16 protein-coding genes are annotated in these 19317 nt (G+C 67.4%); 3 read left to right on the forward strand and 13 right to left on the reverse strand.

Annotated features, from left to right (window positions below):
- Positions 1 to 4 precede the first annotated feature (4 nt).
- From ACLJPY_RS16315 to ACLJPY_RS16365, 11 genes are all read right to left on the reverse strand, one after another.
- The gene (locus tag ACLJPY_RS16315; protein ID WP_410589376.1) at positions 5 to 1243 is read right to left on the reverse strand and encodes an MFS transporter; all 1239 of its coding nucleotides are present in this window, start codon (positions 1241 to 1243) and stop codon (positions 5 to 7) included.
- On the reverse strand, positions 1236 to 1814 hold the full coding sequence (locus ACLJPY_RS16320; RefSeq protein WP_410589378.1) for a serine O-acetyltransferase: 579 nt from the start codon (positions 1812 to 1814) through the stop codon (positions 1236 to 1238). The genes ACLJPY_RS16315 and ACLJPY_RS16320 overlap by 8 nt, the downstream gene beginning before the upstream one ends.
- Positions 1811 to 2365 (reverse strand): NADPH-dependent FMN reductase, encoded by a 555-nt coding sequence (locus ACLJPY_RS16325; RefSeq protein ID WP_410589379.1) that lies wholly within the window; start codon positions 2363 to 2365, stop codon positions 1811 to 1813. Before ACLJPY_RS16325 ends, ACLJPY_RS16320 begins: the two co-directional genes overlap by 4 nt.
- A 178-nt stretch (positions 2366 to 2543) precedes the next feature.
- Positions 2544 to 3578 carry a pyridoxal-phosphate dependent enzyme gene (locus tag ACLJPY_RS16330; RefSeq protein WP_410589380.1) on the reverse strand — a complete coding sequence of 345 codons (1035 nt, stop codon included), beginning with the start codon at positions 3576 to 3578 and terminating at the stop codon, positions 2544 to 2546.
- On the reverse strand, positions 3575 to 4567 hold the full coding sequence (locus ACLJPY_RS16335; protein WP_410589382.1) for a formylglycine-generating enzyme family protein: 993 nt from the start codon (positions 4565 to 4567) through the stop codon (positions 3575 to 3577). The genes ACLJPY_RS16330 and ACLJPY_RS16335 overlap by 4 nt, the downstream gene beginning before the upstream one ends.
- A 42-nt stretch (positions 4568 to 4609) precedes the next feature.
- Positions 4610 to 5761: a dihydrofolate reductase family protein gene (locus ACLJPY_RS16340; RefSeq protein ID WP_410589384.1), complete on the reverse strand. Its 1152-nt coding sequence runs from the start codon at positions 5759 to 5761 to the stop codon at positions 4610 to 4612.
- On the reverse strand, positions 5758 to 6360 hold the full coding sequence (ribA, locus tag ACLJPY_RS16345) for a GTP cyclohydrolase II RibA (RefSeq protein ID WP_410589386.1): 603 nt from the start codon (positions 6358 to 6360) through the stop codon (positions 5758 to 5760). The genes ACLJPY_RS16340 and ribA overlap by 4 nt, the downstream gene beginning before the upstream one ends.
- A gap of 107 nt (positions 6361 to 6467) precedes the next feature.
- A complete protein-coding gene (locus tag ACLJPY_RS16350; protein ID WP_410589387.1) occupies positions 6468 to 8237 on the reverse strand; it encodes a WD40 repeat domain-containing protein in 1770 nt (589 codons plus the stop codon).
- Positions 8238 to 9193: 956 nt separating this feature from the next.
- Positions 9194 to 10417, reverse strand: a complete 1224-nt coding sequence (locus tag ACLJPY_RS16355; RefSeq protein WP_410589389.1) for an acetyl-CoA carboxylase biotin carboxylase subunit family protein — start codon at positions 10415 to 10417, stop codon at positions 9194 to 9196.
- Between the two features lie 97 nt (positions 10418 to 10514).
- Positions 10515 to 11147, reverse strand: coding sequence for an SAM-dependent methyltransferase (locus tag ACLJPY_RS16360; RefSeq protein ID WP_410589391.1), 633 nt, complete (start codon positions 11145 to 11147; stop codon positions 10515 to 10517).
- 98 nt (positions 11148 to 11245) lie between these two features.
- Positions 11246 to 12682 carry a pyridoxal phosphate-dependent decarboxylase family protein gene (locus ACLJPY_RS16365; RefSeq protein ID WP_410589392.1) on the reverse strand — a complete coding sequence of 479 codons (1437 nt, stop codon included), beginning with the start codon at positions 12680 to 12682 and terminating at the stop codon, positions 11246 to 11248.
- A gap of 1702 nt (positions 12683 to 14384) precedes the next feature.
- On the opposite strand from ACLJPY_RS16365, the gene ACLJPY_RS16370 reads away from it, so the two are divergent.
- Positions 14385 to 15329 carry an alpha/beta fold hydrolase gene (locus ACLJPY_RS16370; protein WP_410589394.1) on the forward strand — a complete coding sequence of 315 codons (945 nt, stop codon included), beginning with the start codon at positions 14385 to 14387 and terminating at the stop codon, positions 15327 to 15329.
- Between the two features lie 9 nt (positions 15330 to 15338).
- Here the strand turns inward: ACLJPY_RS16370 and ACLJPY_RS16375 are convergent, their stop codons facing one another.
- A complete protein-coding gene (locus ACLJPY_RS16375; RefSeq protein WP_410589396.1) occupies positions 15339 to 16511 on the reverse strand; it encodes a flavin reductase in 1173 nt (390 codons plus the stop codon).
- Positions 16512 to 16598: 87 nt separating this feature from the next.
- The gene (locus ACLJPY_RS16380; RefSeq protein WP_410589397.1) at positions 16599 to 17312 is read right to left on the reverse strand and encodes a GntR family transcriptional regulator; all 714 of its coding nucleotides are present in this window, start codon (positions 17310 to 17312) and stop codon (positions 16599 to 16601) included.
- A 160-nt stretch (positions 17313 to 17472) separates the two neighbouring features.
- On the opposite strand from ACLJPY_RS16380, the gene ACLJPY_RS16385 reads away from it, so the two are divergent.
- Both ACLJPY_RS16385 and ACLJPY_RS16390 read left to right on the forward strand, forming a co-directional pair.
- Positions 17473 to 18000 carry a nuclear transport factor 2 family protein gene (locus ACLJPY_RS16385; RefSeq protein WP_410589398.1) on the forward strand — a complete coding sequence of 176 codons (528 nt, stop codon included), beginning with the start codon at positions 17473 to 17475 and terminating at the stop codon, positions 17998 to 18000.
- A 50-nt stretch (positions 18001 to 18050) separates the two neighbouring features.
- A complete protein-coding gene (locus tag ACLJPY_RS16390) occupies positions 18051 to 19313 on the forward strand; it encodes a hypothetical protein (protein WP_410589400.1) in 1263 nt (420 codons plus the stop codon).
- Positions 19314 to 19317: the final 4 nt, after the last annotated feature.

Raw genomic sequence — 19317 nt, forward strand, 5'->3', positions numbered from 1 at the left:
GCGGTTATTGCTCTCGGCCTGGCTGACCGGCTGTCCGCGCGGCAGGCCGTAGTCGCGTACTCAGGACGGATACGACGAGGAACCCGGTAGCCATCAGCAGCCAGCCGGGTGTGCCAGCGGCGACGGCTATGGTGGCGATCGGTGGCCCGGCGACCGTCGCTACACCGAAGCCGAGGCTGAACGTCGCGAGGTGCGTCACATTGCCGTCGCGCGGCATCCGGGTGAGCGCCACCGCCATGGTGCCCGAGGTGGTTGCGATCTCGGAGATCGTGAACAGCAGTACCACCGCGAGCAGCACGGCTACCGCCCCGGTCGCCGCGGCGGGCCAAGCCAGCGCCGGGATGAGGGCAGTCGCGACGGCCGCCAGCAACGCACCGACGGCGACAAGACTCCGTGCCCGCGCGTACCGTTCGCTGCCGCGGCTGGCCGCGATTTGCAGCAGTACCACCAAAATGGTATTCACGACCTGAATGAGGCCGACGCTCCACGACGGTGCGTGCGTGCGCTGCACGATCCACAGCGGCAGCCCAACCTGCAGCAACAGCGACGGGATCGACAGGAACGCGTAGATCACCGTGATGGAGGCGAACTTCGGGTCGCGCAGCGCCGCGAGCTGCGGGACCGGCTGGCCCCTCGGCTTCCCACGCGGCAGCCCCCACGACAGGATTCCGCAGATGGTCACGGACACCGCAGCGAGCACGAACACCCACCGGAACGCCGAGACCTCGAGGCTCAACACGACCGAAGCCGGAATCGCGCCGGCACCGATTCCCGCGTTGCGCAGCGATTGAAGGCGTGCAAGTGTCCGCACTTCAGTGGAGTCCGGCTCACCACCGCGGTGGCCGGAGCCGAGCCCGACCGACTGGATCACCGGGTTCACCCCCCGGTTCAGCAGCCCCGACAGCCCGGCAGCGACCATGGCGCCGATAAAGTCGCCGACCGCTGCCAGCCCGAGGAAGGACAGCGCGCGCAGTACGAACAGGACGCGCAGCGCGTCCCGGTTGCCGACTCGATTGGCCAAGCGGCCGATCGGCAACGCACCGACGATCGACGTGGCGCCGGCGACAGCCAGCACCGCGCCCGTACGTATGTCGCCGAGCGCGATCGCGCGGCCGAAGAACACCGGCACTAGCGTGAGGTAGATGCCGAGGGCGAAGGCGTCGCCGAAGCAGATGAAGTAGATCCGCTTGGGCGGGCCCGTGAGAATGGTCTCGGCTGACGGGCTTCGGATGTCTTCAGTCATCGCCAGGGCTTCCAGCGGGGGCCGGGAAGTCGGTGAGCACCAGAGAATGGGCACGCAGCACGGTGTCGGACGCGACGGTGACCGGACCCAGCACCGACGTGCCGACGCCGATCCGCACGCGGTCGCCGATGCGGGGGTGGCGGCGGCTCTGGCGGCTCGTCGGGTCCCACCAGCCGCGTGAGCCGAGCGTGACGTGCTGGTAGATCGTCACGTCGTCCCCGACCACGGCGGTGTCGCCGATGACCACGGCGGCGCCGTGGTCGATGAAGAAGCGGCGGCCGATCGTGGCGCCCGGTCGCACCTCCACGCCGGTGACGATCCGGGCAAGGGTGCTGAGCAGCACCGCGGACAACGGCTTCCCGCCTGTGTACCAGCGGTGCGCGACGCGGTGTACCGCGAGCGCCCACCACGGCAGGTGTAGCAGCGCCCGCGCTCGGCCTGGGCAGGACGGGTCGCGCGCGACGACGGCGTCGAGGTCCTCCAGCCACTGCTCGTGCAGCTTGGGCGGACGGGGGCCACCGTTTGCCGAAGCCGCAGTGGGGTGTGGACGGGGTGCGGCCGTGGTGGTCATCGCGCAGCTACCACCCTGGCCCTGGTCGGAAACCAGAGCAGATCCCCGACCAGTTTCTCCATCCGCTCGGCGACCGCGGGGCTCAGTCCGCCGCCGGGGCCGCTGGTCAAGTCGGCGGTTGCCACACCGACCGATGTCGGGGAGGCCCACCCGCCGAGCGCGCGGACCACGGGCCGCAGCGCGTCGGCCGCGCCGACCGTGCCCGTGGCGGTGGAGCCATGCGCGAGCAGACCGACTGGGCGGCCTGCGAACCCTGCGTCGTCGAGCTGGTCGAGCGCGTTCTTGAGCAGCCCGCTGAACGAGCCGTGATGCACGGGAGTGGCGAGGATGATCGCGTCGCTACCGCTGACCCGGCGGCGGATCGCCTCGGCCTGGCTCCCGGGCGCGGGGGGTTCGATGTAGGCGGAGACGTCGTGCAACTCGCGGTACTCGACGGCGAGGTCGACGTATTCGAAGTCGCGGCCGGCCGAGCGGACGCGACGACCCAGCTCTTCGAGGGCGCGCCGCGTGCCGGAGGTGGCGGAGGCGCTACCCAGCAGTCCAAGGATCATGTTTCCGGCTCCTCGAAACGGATGGTGAGGGGGTTTGGGTGAGATCGATGCGGTGGCGCACCTCGGCCCGACGTTCCGCGCCGACGTACGAGCTCATCCCGGTGCCGGACCAGAACGTCCGCGGCAGAACCGGCCGAACGACCCGGCTACCCGGTCCCGGTGGGCGGAGTAGCCGATCTCAGGCGTGCGCGTCATCCCACTCCTCCACAGTTCCCCGGGCGGCCACGACGGCCACCACGTCACCGCCGCGAGCCGCCAGTTCGGCCGCGACGTGCCACGCCGCGGCGCCACTACTGCACGCGGCGAGGTCGGTCTGCCGCCGCAGCTCGGTCATCGCGGCCAGCGAACGGGGGTAGGAGACCACGCGGAAGTCGATCTCGTGGTCATCCCCGATCAACAGCGGCTGCCGGATCCCGTAACCGAGGCCGCCGGTACCGCCCATGCGCTTGGTGCGTGTCGGGGGCGCTTGGTCGCCGTAGGGCGCCTCGGCCGGGAACACGGCCACGGGCTTGACGTCCGGCCACGCCGTGCGCAGCGCCCGAGTGACTCCGAGCAGCGTGCCTCCGGTCCCGCACGCCGCCACCACGGCGGTGGGCGCGGCACCAGCGGCGTTCAGGCCGCGCGCGATCTCGGCACCCGTCCGCTCCTCGTGCATCGCTGCAGCGACGGGCGCGCAGTGCTGCAGCAGGAACGTCCGGTCCTCGGCCTCGGCGATCCGCGCGGCGGCCTCCATCGCGCCCAGGAACCCGGAACCCGGCGCCGCGACCGTGACGTCCACGCCCAGCGATCGCGCGCGTTCGTGACCGGAAACCGCACTGCCGTGCGGGAAAACCAGATGTAGATCGAGACCGAGCTCAGCGCAGTACTCTGCGAGCGCCAGCCCCATCCCGCCGCCGGTGTACTCGACCAGGCGCAGACCGGCCGGGTCGCCCTCGCACGCGGCGACCGCGTCGCACAGCAGCGCGTATGCCGTGCGCGCCTTGACCGTGCCGGTGATGTTGGTCCCCTCGACCTTCAGCCAGACCCGGCCGCGGCCGGCGGCCACCGGGACCAGCGGCGTTCCGCCGAGTCCGAGCTGCAACCGCCTCAGCTTCGGCAGCCGGGTCAGCGCGCGGGTCTCGATGCTTGAAAAGTGCGGATGGGACAGCGACTTCTCGGTGTTGACGGCGATCGCTTCGGTGATCAGCTCGTAGCCGGGAAGCACCGTGGTCATACTTGCCTTCCGATCTGCTCGGTGGCTTCGACAAGGCGAAAGCCCATGGCGTAGAGGTCCCTCGGGAAGCGGCCGTGGCGCCGCCGGGTGCGGGTCAGATCGCCGAAGCGCGTGAAACCGCCGCCACGCGCGATGCGGTAACCGCCGGTGCGGCGGGCGAGATCGTCGGCAACGTGCTCCGCGCCCGGGTAGGGCCGGTAGTCGTTGGCGACGTACTCCTCGACGTTGCCACCCAGGTCGAGCACACCGTGCGCGCTCGCCCCAGCGGGGAAACAGCCGACCGGAGTAGTGGTGATCGGCCCGTGCTCGATCACGTTGGCGTGCTCCGGTCCCGGTGGCGTGTCGCCCCAAGGGTATTCACGACGTGGCTCCTCAGCGCCGCCGCCGGCCACGAACTCCCACTCGACCTCGGTCGGCAGGCGGAACCGGCGGCCGGTGCGGGCGGAAAGCCACGCGGCGTAGGCCTCGGCCTCCTGCGGTTCGACCGTCCACACGGGATGGTTCGCCGCGTGGACGGGAAAGGCGCCGAAGCGCCACGAATCCGGTGGCGTGCCGTCGGTTTCCAGCAGGAACCGGCGCCACTCCAGGTTGGTGACCGGGTAGCGCATGATTGCCACGTCGGGTACTTCGCGCTCGTGCGCGGGCAGTTCCTTGCTCAGCCACTCTCGCGTGACCCCGACGTGGGCGTACAGCCGGGCTGCTTCGTCGACCTCTCTTTCGGTAGCCCCCATCCGGAACCTGCCGCCGGGTACGTGCACCAGCTGGGGATCGTCGGGCCTGATCCGCGGGTCGCCGGTCAGCGCCAGCAGCTGCCCGGCCGCGAGCCGTGCGGCGAGCGGCAGCCGCCGGTCCTCGACCCGCAGCGCCAGTTGGGCCGGGTCGGCCACCAGGTCGCGGACGGCGGCGGGCAGCCCGGCGGGCAGCCGGTCGAGGAACTCCGCGGGCAGCCCCATGGCGGGACGGTCGTCGAGTTCGTTGGGGTTGCTCATGGAAGGGCCCGTCGGGCACGGCATGCGAGTGCTCCTTTCACGTCACGCGGGCAGGCGTCCGGCGCCGATCGGCAGGTGGTGGTTGGGGCGCCGGGCGAGCTCGCCCAGTTCGGGCAGCTCCACGACGTCCACGCCGGCGGCCCGTAGCCGCGCGACACCGTCGCCGCGGGTGAACGTCGGCGGCTCCCGCCACGCAGTCACCACGCGGGCGATCCCGGCATCGAGGATGTGCTGCGCGCAGGAGATCGGGCTCGACGCGCGGTTGCTGCACGGTTCGAGCGAGCTGTAGAGCGTGGCGCCGGCCACGCGCGGGTCGTGACGTAGAGAGCGCAGCGCGGCCTCTTCGGCGTGGTCGGCCGGCAGATCGCGGCGGGAGTACGCCGTGGCGATCACCTCGCCCTCGCGGGAGACGACCACGGCACCGACCGAAAACGCCGACGCCGACGGAGGGCACCGCTCGGCGAGCGCGCACGCCTCGGCCAGCCACCGCCGGTCCACAGCACCCGCCCGGTAGCGCACCAGCACGTGGTCACCCAGCGGCCGTGCCTCGACGAGGGTCATGGGAGAGTCCGGACCCTGCGGGAACCGGCCGGACCGCACGAACGGCGGGGCGTCGTGGTCCCCCACGAAGAACGGCGCCACCACCAGCTGGACCTCGTCGACCAGGTCGGCCGCGAAGAACGAGGTGAGCGTGGTGCCGCCGCCCTCCACCATCAGCCGCACCACTCCGCGGCCCGCGAGGTCGCCGAGCACGGCGTGCGGCGTCAGTTCCTCTCCGGGGCTCGTCACTTCCACCGAGGGGCCGAACGCGCCGTGGAGCGCACCTGCCGCCCCCGCGAACGTGAGTACGAGCGTGTCCCCGAGGTCGGTGCCGGTGCGGAACACGTTCGCCCGCGGGTCGAGCGCTCCGCTGCCGGTCAGCACGACCCGCAGCGGTGACGGCGGGCGCCCCGCCGCGACGCGCGCCCGCCGCCGGACAGCGCTGCGCACGAGCAGGTGTGGATCATCGGCCCGGACGGTTCCGGCACCGACGAGGATGGCGTCGGCACCGGCCCGGACTTCGTCCACGCGATCCAGGTCAGTGGGGTCGGACAGCAGCAGCCGATGCGGGGAGGCGTCGTCGAGCCGCCCGTCGAGCGATATCGCGGCGGACACGAGGACGTGCGGGCGCACCGTGAGCTCGGCGGTGGTCATGCCGTGGCCGAGCGAGGGGGCGCCGTGCCCAGCTCGGTGCTGTGCAGTTCGTGCCCGTACTCGCGTTTGGCCTTGAGGTATTGCGCGTTGGCCGCCGTCAGGTGCACCGAGGTGGTTCGCTCGGCGACGACCTCGACGCCATGCGAGCGCAGCTGGGCGACTTTGTCCGGATTGTTCGTCAGTAGTTCAACGCGGTTCGCTCCGAGTGCCTGCAGCATTTGCGCGGCCACGTCGTAGCGACGCTCGTCGGCACCGCGGCCGATCAGCTCGTTCGCGCGAAACGTGTCGATCTGCCGGTCCTGCAGGTGGTAGGTGTCGATCTTGTTGTAGAGGCCGATTCCGCGGCCCTCCTGGCGCAGGTAGAGCAGGATCCCGCCCTCGGCGGCGAGCTGCTTCATCGCCTCGTCGAGCTGCGGTCCGCAATCGCAGCGCGTCGAGCCGAGTACGTCGCCGGTCACGCACTCGCTGTGCACCCGCACCAAGGGTACGGCGGGCAGCGGCCCGATGACGCAGGCGAAGTGCTCGCCCTCGTCCGCGAGCCCGCGGAACGTCGCCAATTGCGCGGTGCGGCCTTCGGCCCGGCTCAGCGCGATCGGCACGCGTTGCCGGATGGTGGCAGTCATGTTCGGTCCTTCCGGGGCTGGGCAGCCCGGGTCCTGCCGATCGTGCGGGACCCGGGCCGGCCGGGGACGGGCGGGCAGGAGGCTCAGCGCACGACGCCCGCCAGCCCCTTGAGCGGTTGCGCCTTCGCCGAGGCGTCGAGCGCGGACAGCGTGTGCACAGTGCCGTCGTAGGAACCGGCCAGGAACTCCCCGCGGCGCTCGCTGTAAGCGAGGGAGGAGATGCCGGTCATGCTCAGCCGTACCTGGACCGGCCACGAGTCGGTGGCGCGGTCGTACACCGCGGCGAAGCCGTTGTAGCTGGCGGTGGCTACGAGCCGCCCGTCGGGGGAGGCGGCGACGCACTTGACTGAGTGGTCGTGCGGGGTCGGCGTGGTGAGGGTGCACTGGCCGACGTCCCAGATGCGCAGCTGCAGATCCCGGCTCACGCTGGCGAAGCGCTGCTCGTCGCCCAGGCCCGTGCACCCGTTGGCGATCTTGGTGTGCCCGTCCGCAACGCGCGCGACGACCTCGAGCGTGGCGGTGGCCACCCAGGTGGCGCCTGCGTCGGCGGCCACGGAGAACAGCGTGCCCCCGGACACCGCGACGGCCTTGACAGCATTGTCGTGCAAGCGCAGCTCGGCGACGAGCCGGATGCCGTCGCCGTCGGTTGTGAAGACGAGGCCCTCGCCGGTGTAGGTGCCGATCAGCGCGTGCTCCCGGCCGTCGCGCTCGAAGCGGACGCCGCAGTTGAGCGGGGAGCGGTGCTGGTGCAGGACGCGACCGGTGCGGGCGTCGAAGACGCGGCCCAGCTGTCCGCCGGTCAGCACCAGGTCCCCCAGTGGTGTCAGGAAGTTCGCGAGGCTGCCGACCTCGCCCACGACCTCGCCGTGCTCGGCGTCGATCACCCGGCCGGCGTCGCCGACCGACAACACGTGGCCGTCGATCTCGGCCACGGCGTTGACCCCGGGCGTCGCTGCCACCTGCTCGTCGTGCCAGCGTCCTTCGGTGACGTCGTAGGTGCGGTAGCTCGCGCCGAAGGTCGCGAACACCAGCGTCTGCGAATCGAGGAACGCGCACGAGCGGGGCCACACGTCGTCCGGCAGCGTGGCGGTGGCCACCGGCTCGGGCCGGTCGCCCGCGACGTCCCACAACCGCATCGTGCGGTCGTAGCTCAGGCTCACCAGCAGCGGTTCGGCGCTGTCGAGCACCAGGCGCTTGATCCCGGCTTCGTGCGCACTCACGGTTTCGCGGCGATCGCCGGCGATCGCGGTGAGCCGGCCGTCGTCGTCCCCGGCGAAAATCCGCCCGTCCGGGGCGACGGCGATGGTGTCGGTCTCGACCCCGGCCATGTCGAGCTCCTCCAGCTGCGCACCGGTCTCCAGCGACCACCGGCGGATCGTGCCATCGTCGCTGGAGGAGACCAGTTCGTCGCCTTCGGTGTTCCACTGCACGGAGATGACGTCGGCTTCGTGGCCGGTCATCGTGACCACGAGCGCACCGTCGAAGCCGAACACCCGCACGCGGTGATCACGGCTCGCGGTGGCGACGAGCGGACGGGTCGGGTGGAACACGGCCATCTCGACGTCGTCCTCGTGCCCGGTCAGGACGGCGGCCAGCTTGAGGTCGGGGATCGTCCACAGACGTACCGTGTGGTCACTGGATGCCGACAGCGCTAGACGTCCGTCCGGGGAGAACGAACAGCTGTTGGCGAGGTGATCGTGCCAGGCGCGCGAAACAGCACGGCGTTCACGGTGCTCCCATAGGATCACGCGGTTGTCGTACCCCGCCGACAGGACGTAATTGTTCCGGTTCGTCGCGACCCCGCTGATCGGACCGTTATGTCCAGATGTAGTCACTAATACCTCCTGAATCACGGGCTTCCCATAGGGCTCATGATGACGATGATGTGGCCGAGCGAATTCGTGTACGATGATTCATTACTACATTGAGAGCTAGCAATCTACTAAGCCGCTTCGAGTTGCGGACAGGGTTCTTGGCGACTAATTCATGTCGCGTTATCTGTTCAGATACTCGCCGCGGACATCTAATGTCATCTTGTGTCAATTTCTAACTGAACACGTTGTCGACTATAAAATTCTTCAATTCAGTGCGCAATAGCTGTGCAGGCTTCCATGTCCGTGGCGAACGTCACATGTTGAACCAAATCGCTTTCAAATGAACCACAGAGAATTTGTCATTGCAATGGGCCCAGTGGATTCCCGATGCGGTCGGCGGATTGTCGCATGAGAGAGGTCGCGTAAAGACCGGCCATGGAGCAGCCGGTCACGATTATTGAGCAGCAGTCGATCGCCATGTCAGATACACCTAGCCTTCACCGGCGGGGTGTGGGTGATGTCGTCGGCCAGCGTGCTGCCGGGCAGCGGCCAGTTTTCGGCTGACCAGGTCGCGAATGTGGTGGGACCGGTCGGCTCGGGAGTAGCCGGCCGCCCCGGCTGCGGTTTGCGGGCCACCAGCGTGGCTCGAGCATCAGCACCCGGACCAGCTCGTCGGACTTCTGTTCGTCCGAGAGGACGAGCACGGCGTGGATGCGCCGGTAGCCGTAGGTGCCGTAGTTGGCTTGGAAGGTCGCCGTGATCATCGCCGCGAGTCGTTCGCGTCGCTGGGCCGCCAGCGAGGGGGCCTGGTCTTTTCGCTCGTGGCGGCCCGGGTGTACACGCCCAGCCAGGCGCACATCTCCCGATCGGGTAGGTGTCATTCTCGACGTCGATCAACAGTGATCCAGACCCCTCGTACTCCGATCCGGACCACCACCTCGACTCTAGGCGGCCAACATTTCGCTGGAGAGAACTTCCGCCCTGGCGCGGCGGCATCAGACTTCATTCCCGTCCTCGTAGCTGATGGTGACCTGGTCTGCGACGTACCGTATGCGGTACGCGACTTCCTCGGTGGAGTTACCGAGCAGCACATACTCAGCTACACCGCCACCGACCATGCCTACCGGTCGGAAGCGGCCGTCGGGTGCGACCAGCAGCCGGCGCTCCACGATCCACTCGGTCGGAACGGCTTGGTCGTCCACTGCGGCGACCAGGCCTTGTCGGCCGTAGAGGATCGCATGTCCCGCGGCGCGGCAGCGGATTGGGTACGTTGTGGTAGGCGCTTCGCCCAGGGAGAGCCGGACCGTGGCTTCGTGCAGGCTCACGCCGCGGACGGCGGCGACCAATGCCTGCAGGTTGCTCCCGCCCGGGCGGCAGGCTACCTCGCTGAAGACTAGGTGGTCGTCGTCCAGGACAAACGCCTCCAGGTGCAGGACGCTGTCCTTGGCGCCAAACGCCCCCGCCACCTGAGCTAAGAGTGTCTCGCACGCGGCGACCAGGCGGGGCTCGTCCACGGTGACGCTCAGCACCGGCAGGCCGCGGATGAAGGAGAGTGTCGAGGTCAGATAACGGGACGGCACTACGGTGTGCGGCTTACCTCCCCTGACGAGGGCGTCGATGTGCACCATGGGGGCGTCGATGAACTGTTCGGCTTGGTGGTTCGACAGGTCGAGTGCGGGGTCGTCGTCCAGTGCCCGCAACTCATCGGCGGAGGACACGATGTGGACACCTGCCGAACCGAATCCGGCGCGCGGCTTGATGACCACCGTTCCGTACGTGGTCAGGAGGTCATGTGCGTCGGCGGCGCGGTCGACCGGCAGCCAGTCGGCCACTGGCAGGCCGGCGCGGCGGGCAATGGACTTCATGATCGATTTGTCGCGGTAGGGCAGAATCTCCTCCGGCACCGGACCGGGAATGCCGAGGCGCTTCCGGAGGGAGGCCATCGGCAGCATGAGCCCCTCGCTGCACGCGAGAAGGCGGTCGAAGGGGCGTCGCCGGTGCAGGGCGTCGATGAGCGCGTCGAGCAGGATGTGGTCGTTGACGTCGAGACAAAGGACCTCTGCGCACTCGCCGTATCGGGCTTGCCCACTGAATTCGTTCGGCGTCACCAGAGTGACCCGGTACCGCTCCGGGTCAAGTACTGGTTCTCCGGTCGGCAATCGGTAGAAGTCATAGCCAGCCCGGTCGACGAAAAGAATGTTCTCTCGTTCTGCACTCATCACCGACTCCGTTGGTCTGTCAGGCCCGGAACGCTGCGCACTGCGCCTGCGGGTCTCTTGCCTCGAGCGCACCCCACTCTCTAGCGGTGCGCTGCTGTCAGTCCCGTGTGCTGCGGGCGAGGACGAGCAGGTAGGCCCAGCCGTGCATGTCTCGTTCGACCCGTCGTGTGGTGGTTACGGTGAATCCGTTCTCAGCGAGAAGGGCGCGTGATTCGTCGACGGTGAATACGCGGGAAAAGCGGCCGTCCTCCAGAACAAGCAGCGTGCCTTCGGTTTCCTGCTCTGGCCGGGCGAAAAGGCTGACGGCGAACAAGCCACCTGGCCTTAGGCTGCGCCGCAGCGCCCCCAGGTAGTCCGGGTAGCCCTCAGGGAGCTGGTGGTGGAGCGACCCGTTGTCGAGGACCGCGTCGTATTCGGCGTCGGCGGACAGGTCGCGTGCGTCCCCGACCTCGAATCGCACCCTGTCGCCCCATCGCTCGCCGACCCGGTTCCACTCCTCCTGCCGCATCAGATCCAATGCGGTGACGCGGAGTCCCGCCTCAAGGAGTACCTCGGTGTCCCGGAGGCGGCCCGCGCCGACATCCAGGACGTGGCTATCCGGTGCGAGACGGACGGTGAGCAGGCCGACGAGGTGGCGCATAGCAGGCTCACCGGTCCACAGATCACCGCGGGTCCGGTACGCGGTGTCGAAAGATTTCTTCATGACGGCCAGGTAGTCCTCGCGAGACATACCAGGGTGTGTCGATTCCATCAGCCTATTCGCTCCCAGATGACGGCCAGGTAGTCCTCGCGGCGCGCCGGAGTGTGTCGGTTCCGTCCCAAGATCACTTAACGGAAGCGCGATTTGGGCGAGGACGTGTCTACGCATGACTTGATAGTTGATACGAGTTCAGCGACGTGATCGCGATGAGTACGATGAGCGAGTATGCATATCCTGACGGTTTCGTGTCCGTTTATTCTGGTACTGGACAGACAGAAGCGGCCGTCAGCGTTGATGCGATCAAGCAGTCGACGTGTAGCCTGGTTGACGTCTCCTGTACCGGAGCTGACGCGGAACACCACGGTACTCAACTGGGGTCGCCACGGCAGTTCCAATAACGGGAACTGACTCAATTCATCGTAGACAGACTGGGCTAGATCAAGTTTCTCGTCGAGTACCGCCCGGAAGGCGGTGACGCCATGAAGGTGCAGCGGAAACCACACTCTCAGTCCGCGTACCTCGCGACTGAGTTCCGGGCCTATACTCGAATAGTCGGGCAGTCCATCACTGGTCAGGTAGTCTTGCTGATAACTACCTCTTTCGTTATGAGCCGTATGGAGTCGGCCGGGATCACGCACCAGGAGAGCTCCGGTGCCGAACGCCAGAAAGAGCGACTTGTGGGGATCAAGAGTGACCGAATCGGCGAGATCCACGCCAGCGAGTCGATTCCGGCCGCGATCGGTAAGGCGGAACAGACCACCGTATGCACCGTCGACATGGAACCAAAGATCATGCTCAGCCGCGACAGTAGCAATGTCTGTCAGAGGGTCGATCGCACCAGTGTCAGTGGTGCCTGCGGTACCGACGATGAGGAAGGGCCTGAGACCGGCCTCCTTATCAACTTTGATCATTGACCGAGCCTGATCGACGTCCATCGTCAGATCGCCGCCGCAGGGCACTTCGCGGACATTCTCCTTCCGGATCCCGGCTAGTCGTGCAGCCTTCACAACCGAGTGGTGGGTGTGGCGGGTGACATATGCCGTGCCCGACCCGATATCGGGACCGAGAAGGGTTTCACGTGCAGTGAAGAGCGCTGAGAAGTTCGCCATGGAACCGCCAGTGGTGAGAAAGCCACCACTGCCAGCCGGTAGACCGCTGACATTCTGAGCCAGCCACCTCACGACGCTCTCTTCCAGTGCGATCAGCCCTGGCGAGGCGAAAGCGACCCCTCCGTACCTGTTGGTGCCGCGAGCATAGAACTCACCCAGCGCTGAGGAGAAAAGACCCCCGCTAGGCATATAGGAGAAATTACCCGGGCTTCCCTTCTCCTCCGCAGCTAAAGTGGCACGCCTCAGTCGAGCCAGAAGATTGACCAATTCGCCGGCCTCCTGCGGCGGCGCTGTCAGGAAATCCTCGCTGATTCTGCGGAGGTCCGCCCCAGTCGGCATGTTTCGAACCGGCCGTTCGCCGACGCTCTCGAGAACTTCCACGACATGGTCGAGCACCAGCCGGCCCATCGCGTTCATGTCACTCTTCGACGGCTCCAGCGGATACTGCTCGGGCATCCCCGACTCCCTTTGGCTCATTCAGTCAATCGCGCGTGCAGTAGCTGGCACCGCGGACAGGGTCTCGAAATAAAGGCAATAAGGACGTCAGTCAAGGTAGATATAGGATTACTGGAAGCCGTGATTTGTCCGGTTGGATCGGTCCGGGCTGACACCGCAAATCTGACGGAACCATAACTTTTCTGACGAACATATGTCAACTAAGTTGGTACCAGCGCCAGCAGCTCACGCGCAACCCGCTGTCGCCGTTTGGCGGATCACGGGTTCGGGATTCTTCTTGTTTTCTCAGATCAACGATGCGTTGTTAACGAAATGTTTGCAGTCGCCAGATTGGCGCGCATACATTTCTACCGACCCGTCATCAAGGAAGAACTGGACATTACCGGCGTTGAAGCTTATCCCAATTGGGTCGGGGTGAATCGGTTATGGTCAGCTGATACTTGCCGCGATCGGTTGAACTGCCACCCGGGCGAGGACCCTCGAGATACATCTCATGGTATTCTCAGTTCCGGTTAATCTTTCGTCGAATAGAGTGCCCGGTGGTCGTTCCCTTGCCTCCGAACAGTAAGGTAAATGGTAGGTCGCAGTTGCATGCCGAAACGTCGGCCATCGTCTGACTTGTTCTCCCCACTGAGGTGAGACTCGATCTCGGATCATCGAGAATATTGCGACCGTCCGCCTTGGCCTGGCCTCCTTGACGAGAATCAGCAACGTCGCCATTGAATCTGCGATTACGGCGTCGGTGAGAGACTCCCGCTCGGACAGTTGTGAACCTCGATGTCAGGCAGAGGTAACTGGGTTCACATACGTCTTGCGCATGTCAACGGCGGCACGGCGGAATGTGCGATTCTGGGCGTTAAGGGAAAGGTCGCGGCGGCAGCGACGCCGACTGTGGACGCTCGGACGCAATCGCGTCTTCCTGTGGTCTTTCGGGCTACCTGGCCCATCGTTTCGCCTTCTCGCTTAACGGTGCTCCAACTGAGACGCGTGTGAAGAACCAAATGACGGCGCTGCGGCGAACGCCCGACGTCGTTCGCTGCTTCGGGCGGGGCCACCAGAGCGACGGGCCGACCGTCCTAGGTGACGGCAATGTCGTCCTCCGTTGCGTCCTGTGCGCTCGTCGGCCGCCCAGTTATCTGATCGCAAGCAGTATGCATACTGCGACAAGATCGCACAAGACTCCGGAACACCTGTGTTCCTGATATTCGGCCGGCGCGGGCTGTCCGCGGCACCCCTCCGTGCGGTGCCAGCTCATCGCGGCGCAGTCCTGGCACCCGCCGCCGCTCGTCATACATCGGCAGTCCGACGTCCGCGGGCTGCAACTGCGCCCGGCGTGTCTGCAGGAACCGTCCGAGCTCCGACTTGGTGGTCATGGACTCGAGTATGGCTCGGCGCAGCGGTGGCTACCTAACCCTACGAGTGTAGGGATGTTTCGACGGCCCGGCTGACGTCTTTAGGGTGGCATGGCCGCGGTCTCGACAGCCGGCCCCCGAGCCATCTTCGGTCCGTTTTGTCATCTTTCGAAGCCCCAGCGTCGCACAACCGCGATCGGTGCGCTGTTCGACTTGAGGCCAGGTGGAGGTCCCAGCCGCTGCACGGCACACCGCCGAACCCACACCGGCGACCCGCCGCAGGCCGGTATCTCACGTCGGTCCGAACTATCCACACAGCGGGCATCGAGATCCCGACATCAGGAGTTGTCATGCTCGTACCTCCGAGGACACGCCGGCGCGGATTGTGCGCCGGAGGCCTGGCCGTCCTCGCTGTCCTCCTCGCCACGGTCGGCCTGGCCGGATGCGCTCGCCCGAACGCCGCCTCCGCCGCGACCCAGCCGTCCCCGACCGCCACATCGTCGTCGACCAAGTCGCGGCCCACGGTGGTCTTGGTACACGGGGCCTTCGCCGACGCCTCAAGTTGGAGCGGCGTCGTGACACGACTGCAGAAGCAGGGCTACCCCGTCGTCGCGCCAGCGCTGGGCCTGCGCGGACTGGCCGCGGACTCGGCCTACCTGGCGAGTCTGCTGGGCCAGATCAAGGGGCCGGTGGTGCTCGTCGGGCATTCCTACGGCGGCGCGGTGATCAGCACCGCAGCCACCAAGGCCACCAATGTACGGGCGTTGGTGTATGTCAACGCCTTCGCCACCGACACCGCAGAGGTCCTGTCCACCGTCGAGAAGAACTCGGCCGACAGCGCACTCAACCCTGCCCTGCAGCAGTTCACCTACCCCACGGGCCGCACGACCCCACGAAGTTCCCCGCGGTCTTCGCCGGCGATCTGCCCCATGAACAGGCCACGCTACTGGCCGCCACCCAACTCCCGGCCGCGACGGCGGCGTTTTCCGATGTTGAAGAACGCGATCGACTTCCTGCACCGGGAGTGGGCGGACAAGGCGGTCAGCTTCCTCAGTTACGGCGGCATCGGCGCCGGTACACGGGCGGTTCAGCAGCTGAAGCAGGTCGTCACGACCCTGCGGATGGTCCCGATCTTCGAGTCGATCAACGTCCCGTTCGCGATGCAGAAGCTCACGACCGGCGGCGAGGTCGCCTCCGACCCGCCGATGGAGGAAGCTGCCACCGTCATGCTCGACGAGCTGCTACGGGTGACGAAGTCGCTGCGACCGGCGTTCCGCGATCCCCGCGGCCGCTGAAAGTTCCGGTCAGCCACGAGTGCCGGCCATAGCCGCCGCAGCGGCCACTCGCCTCAAGCCGTCGATCCAGGCCTCGACCTGTTCGGTCGGCGCGGATTTCGGCATCCCGGTCATCCGCAGCGCCATCGGGGGCAGGTCTGCCGTCGTGGAGATCGGCACCACGATCGATGCGAGGTCGTAGCGTCGGCCGGCGTCGAGGTCGGGGCAGAACAAGTCGGCGAGGTCGGCGGTCGCCTGCCGCACGTCCCGTTCCTGTCGAGGGAGCCGGTCGGACCGCTCGAATTCGGTCAGCACAGCTTGATGACGCTGCAGCAGCTCCGGCTCGGCAGCCAGGAGCGAGTAGCCACGATCACGCACTACGTCGAGCAGCCTGCCGTGGAGGGTGCGACGGTCCCGGCTGTCGTCAGGCGACCGCTGCAACCAGGCCTCGATCTCCGTGGGTGTCGCATTCGCCATGAACACGGCGCCGAGTGGCGGGATGATGGGTTGCCGATGTCCGAGCGGAACGGTCTCGGACGCTCGCCCGCCATTGGCGGTGAGCACCTGCACCGCGTCGCTGCCGATCTTGACGAGGACGCTGCAGTCGACAGCGAAGGCGATGCTCAAGTCCTCCACCTCCGATCGGATCGTCTGGGCCAGCTGCGCTGCCTGGATCAGCTCCGGATCCGGCGCGGCGATGAACGATCCGGTCGAAAACTTCCCGTACCCGCCTTGGAAGAACAGCAACGGCAAGGTCGACCGGGCGACGCCGAGCTCTTGCACGCGCCCGAGAACGATGTAGTGGTCACCCGCCTCGCGCACGTCCTCGAACGTGCACTCGATCCAGGACACCGCGCCCTCGAGGACGGGTGACCCGAGTGGTCCCGGCCGCCAGCGCACGCCGTCGAACTTGGCCGCGCCACCGGTCGCCATCCGGCGACACAGCGGTTCCTGATCGGAGGCCAGCACGTTGACGCAGAAGCTGGCGGCGTCCCTGAACCGCGCGAAGCTTCTCGAGCCCTTGGCGGGAAAGAAGGCGATCAGAGGCGGATCCAGGGAGACCGAGGTGAACGTTCCGACGACCATCCCTTCCGGGATGCCGGTCTCGGACACCGCGGTGACGACGGCTACCCCGGTCGGGTAGTGCCCGAGCGTCTCGCGGAACAGTGCGGGGTCGATCGTCGCGGTGCCGGCGTCGGTCATCGTGCGCTCCAGTCCGCAGCTCTAACATGTCGAGCAAAGGTTTGTGACATGTTAGAAGCACGGACACGCGTTGTGTCAAGCAACGCCTCACCGCGGCGGCAGGACACTGACCTCACTGCTCATCACCGAGGGCCACCTGACGACGGCCCGGAGCACGTGCTGGTGAACGTCTTCGATGTAGCGCCTGGCGTGCTCGGCGGCCTTGTCCACGTCACGCTCGTCGAGGATGTGGCGCACCCAGTGGTCGGCCGGCGCCGTCGCGGCGCTCGTGTGATCCGAGGTCAGCAGCAGCGCTCGGATACGGCTCATGTCACCCATGAGCCGCTGGAAGAAGGTGATCAGGTAGGTGTTGCCCGACGCCTCGGCCAGGATCGCGAAAGTCCGGTTGACCACGTCGATGTCGAGCAGAGCCGACGGTGATCCGCCCTGCTCCTCGGCCACCGCGTCCAGCTCGTCGAACGCCGCTCGTGCCGCGGCGAGCCGAGCTTCACCGGCCTGGCGCAGGCCGAGCCGGATCAGCTCGGGTCCCACGATCCCCCAGACGACGAAGAGATCGTCGATGGACTTCGGCGTCAGCGGCGTCACCTGGTAGCCCTTGCGGGGCACGGTGCGGATCAAGCCTTCGTGGTCGAGGCGGGTCAGGGCGTCGCGCAGGGGCGCGGTGCTGAAGCCCGTGTCGGCCGCCAGCTGCTTCTCCGTAAGCCGCTGACCAGGGGCCAGGCGGCAGGCGATGATGTCGTCCTTCAGCCGGCGGTAGGCGGTCTCGTTCAGCGAGACGCGGGAGTCGGACACGTCGGTCACCAGGTCACCCCGTCGAGTTGTTGCGTGCACTGGAAGGCCACTGGGCCCGTCAGACTACCGGCGGGCGAGTCGAGATTGCGTCTTGACACCCCGGTTCGCCCAGTCTAGACATGACACAAGCATTCAGTGACATTTCACAGGCGAGATGGAGACCAGCAGCGTGGCTGACACCGAGGACAAGGCAGCGATCATCGAGCTGCTCAACCTGTACGGGTTCGCGCTGGACGCGCACGCCTGGGACCTGTTCGACCTCGTCTTCTCCGAGGACGTGACCGCCGAGTTCGGCCCGGCCGGCAACGCGTGGGTCGGTCTGGAGAACTTCAAGCGGTCCTTCGCCGAGTTCCACGAGACGCTGGACAGCCACCAGCACACGATGATGGGGCAGCTGGTCCACGTCGACGGCGATCGCGCCAACGCGTTCAGCTACGGAAACTGGCTGCTCATCCGCGAAGCGGCCGAAGCCGGTCCCACGTGGACGGGCACCGGGTGGTACGACGACGAGCTCGTCCGCACCGGGGCCGGCTGGCGCATCCGGCGACGCGTCTGCCGGCTGACGTCCTGGACCGGCAACCCGTTCGTGCCCAAGCCGAACGCCGAACACCGGCCCGACATGAAGCTCAACGTCCTGCGCGAGCACGCCGAAGCCGGCCGGGTCGCCTACCTCAACGCGATCAAGGCGACCCGGTGACGGCGACGGCGCACCACCCCCTGAACGACCGACCCGACACGGAGACCACGATGCTCGTCACCGACGACCGGCCCGCCACCCTCGCCGCTGTCCTGGAAAAGGTGCGCGAGCTCGGTCCGGCCCTGCGCGCCGCCGCGCTGGAAGCGGAACGCGCCGGCCGCCACTCCGACGAGACGATCGCCGCGCTCGACGCCACCGGTGCCTTCGACATCGCCAGTCCCACGGAGTTCGGCGGTGCCGAGTTCTCGGTCCGGGACCAGCTCGACGTCGTCACCGAGGTGTCGTCGTGGGACGGCTCGGCCGGGTGGACGGTGTGGGTGGCGGCCTCGACGAACTGGATCCCGGCCGGCTCGGGCGCCAAGGTCGTGGAAGAGGTCTACGGCCCCGCGTGGGTCGGGCCCCGCGTAGCCGGATCGAGCCACTTCCCGGCGACACGGGGGCGCGCGAAGCGGGTCGACGACGGCTGGATCATCTCCGGCGGCCCCTGGACGTTCGGCAGCGACGCGCTGTGGGCGCCGTACACGAACCTGGGCTGCCTGGCCGACGACGGCGACGGCCACTACCTGGTCGGGGTCCAAGTCCCCCGCGACGAGCTGCGGTTCCTCGACGACTGGCAAGTCGCCGGAATGCGCGCCACGGGCAGCGTCTCCGTCACCCTCTCGGCCGACGAGCTGTTCGTCCCCGCCCACCGCGTCGTCGACTTCCGCGACGTCGTGGCCGGCACGCTGGACAACGGCCTGGCCGGATCGCTGTGGAAGGCCCCGTCGCTCGGCTGGGCGTTCAGCCTCATGGCCGGCATGTCGATCGGGATCGCCCAGGGCGCACTGGCCCGGTTCCTCGAGCGCTCCGCCGGCCGGCCGATCCGCGGCACGACGTACAAGAACCAGCTCGAGGCGCCGCTGACGCACCTCATGCTCACCGAAGTGCACAGCAAGATCCGGTCGGCGACGCTGATGGCGCAGGCCAACGCGGCCGAGACCGACCGGCTTGGCGAGATCGCCGCCGCCGGTACGCCCGCGTCGCCGGAGTACCTGCAGCACTTCAGCGCGCGCGTCCTCGCCGAGACCGCCTACGCCGCCAAGTGGTGTGCCGAGGCGATCGAGCTGCTCCAGCGCAACTCCGGTTCGACCGCGATCATGGACTTCGAACACATCCAGCGGGCCTGGCGCGACGCGCGCGTGGTCACCCTGCACGGCGCGCTGAACCTGGAAGCGCTTTCGGAGAACTACGGGCGCCTCATGGCCGGCATCCAGCCCCACGACTTCGCCGGGATCACCACCCTCAACCGGACCGCCGCACCCCAGGCCGGCTGACCGG

It is taken from the genome of Amycolatopsis sp. lyj-23 (assembly GCF_046549135.1).
Taxonomy (GTDB): Bacteria; Actinomycetota; Actinomycetes; order Mycobacteriales; family Pseudonocardiaceae; genus Amycolatopsis.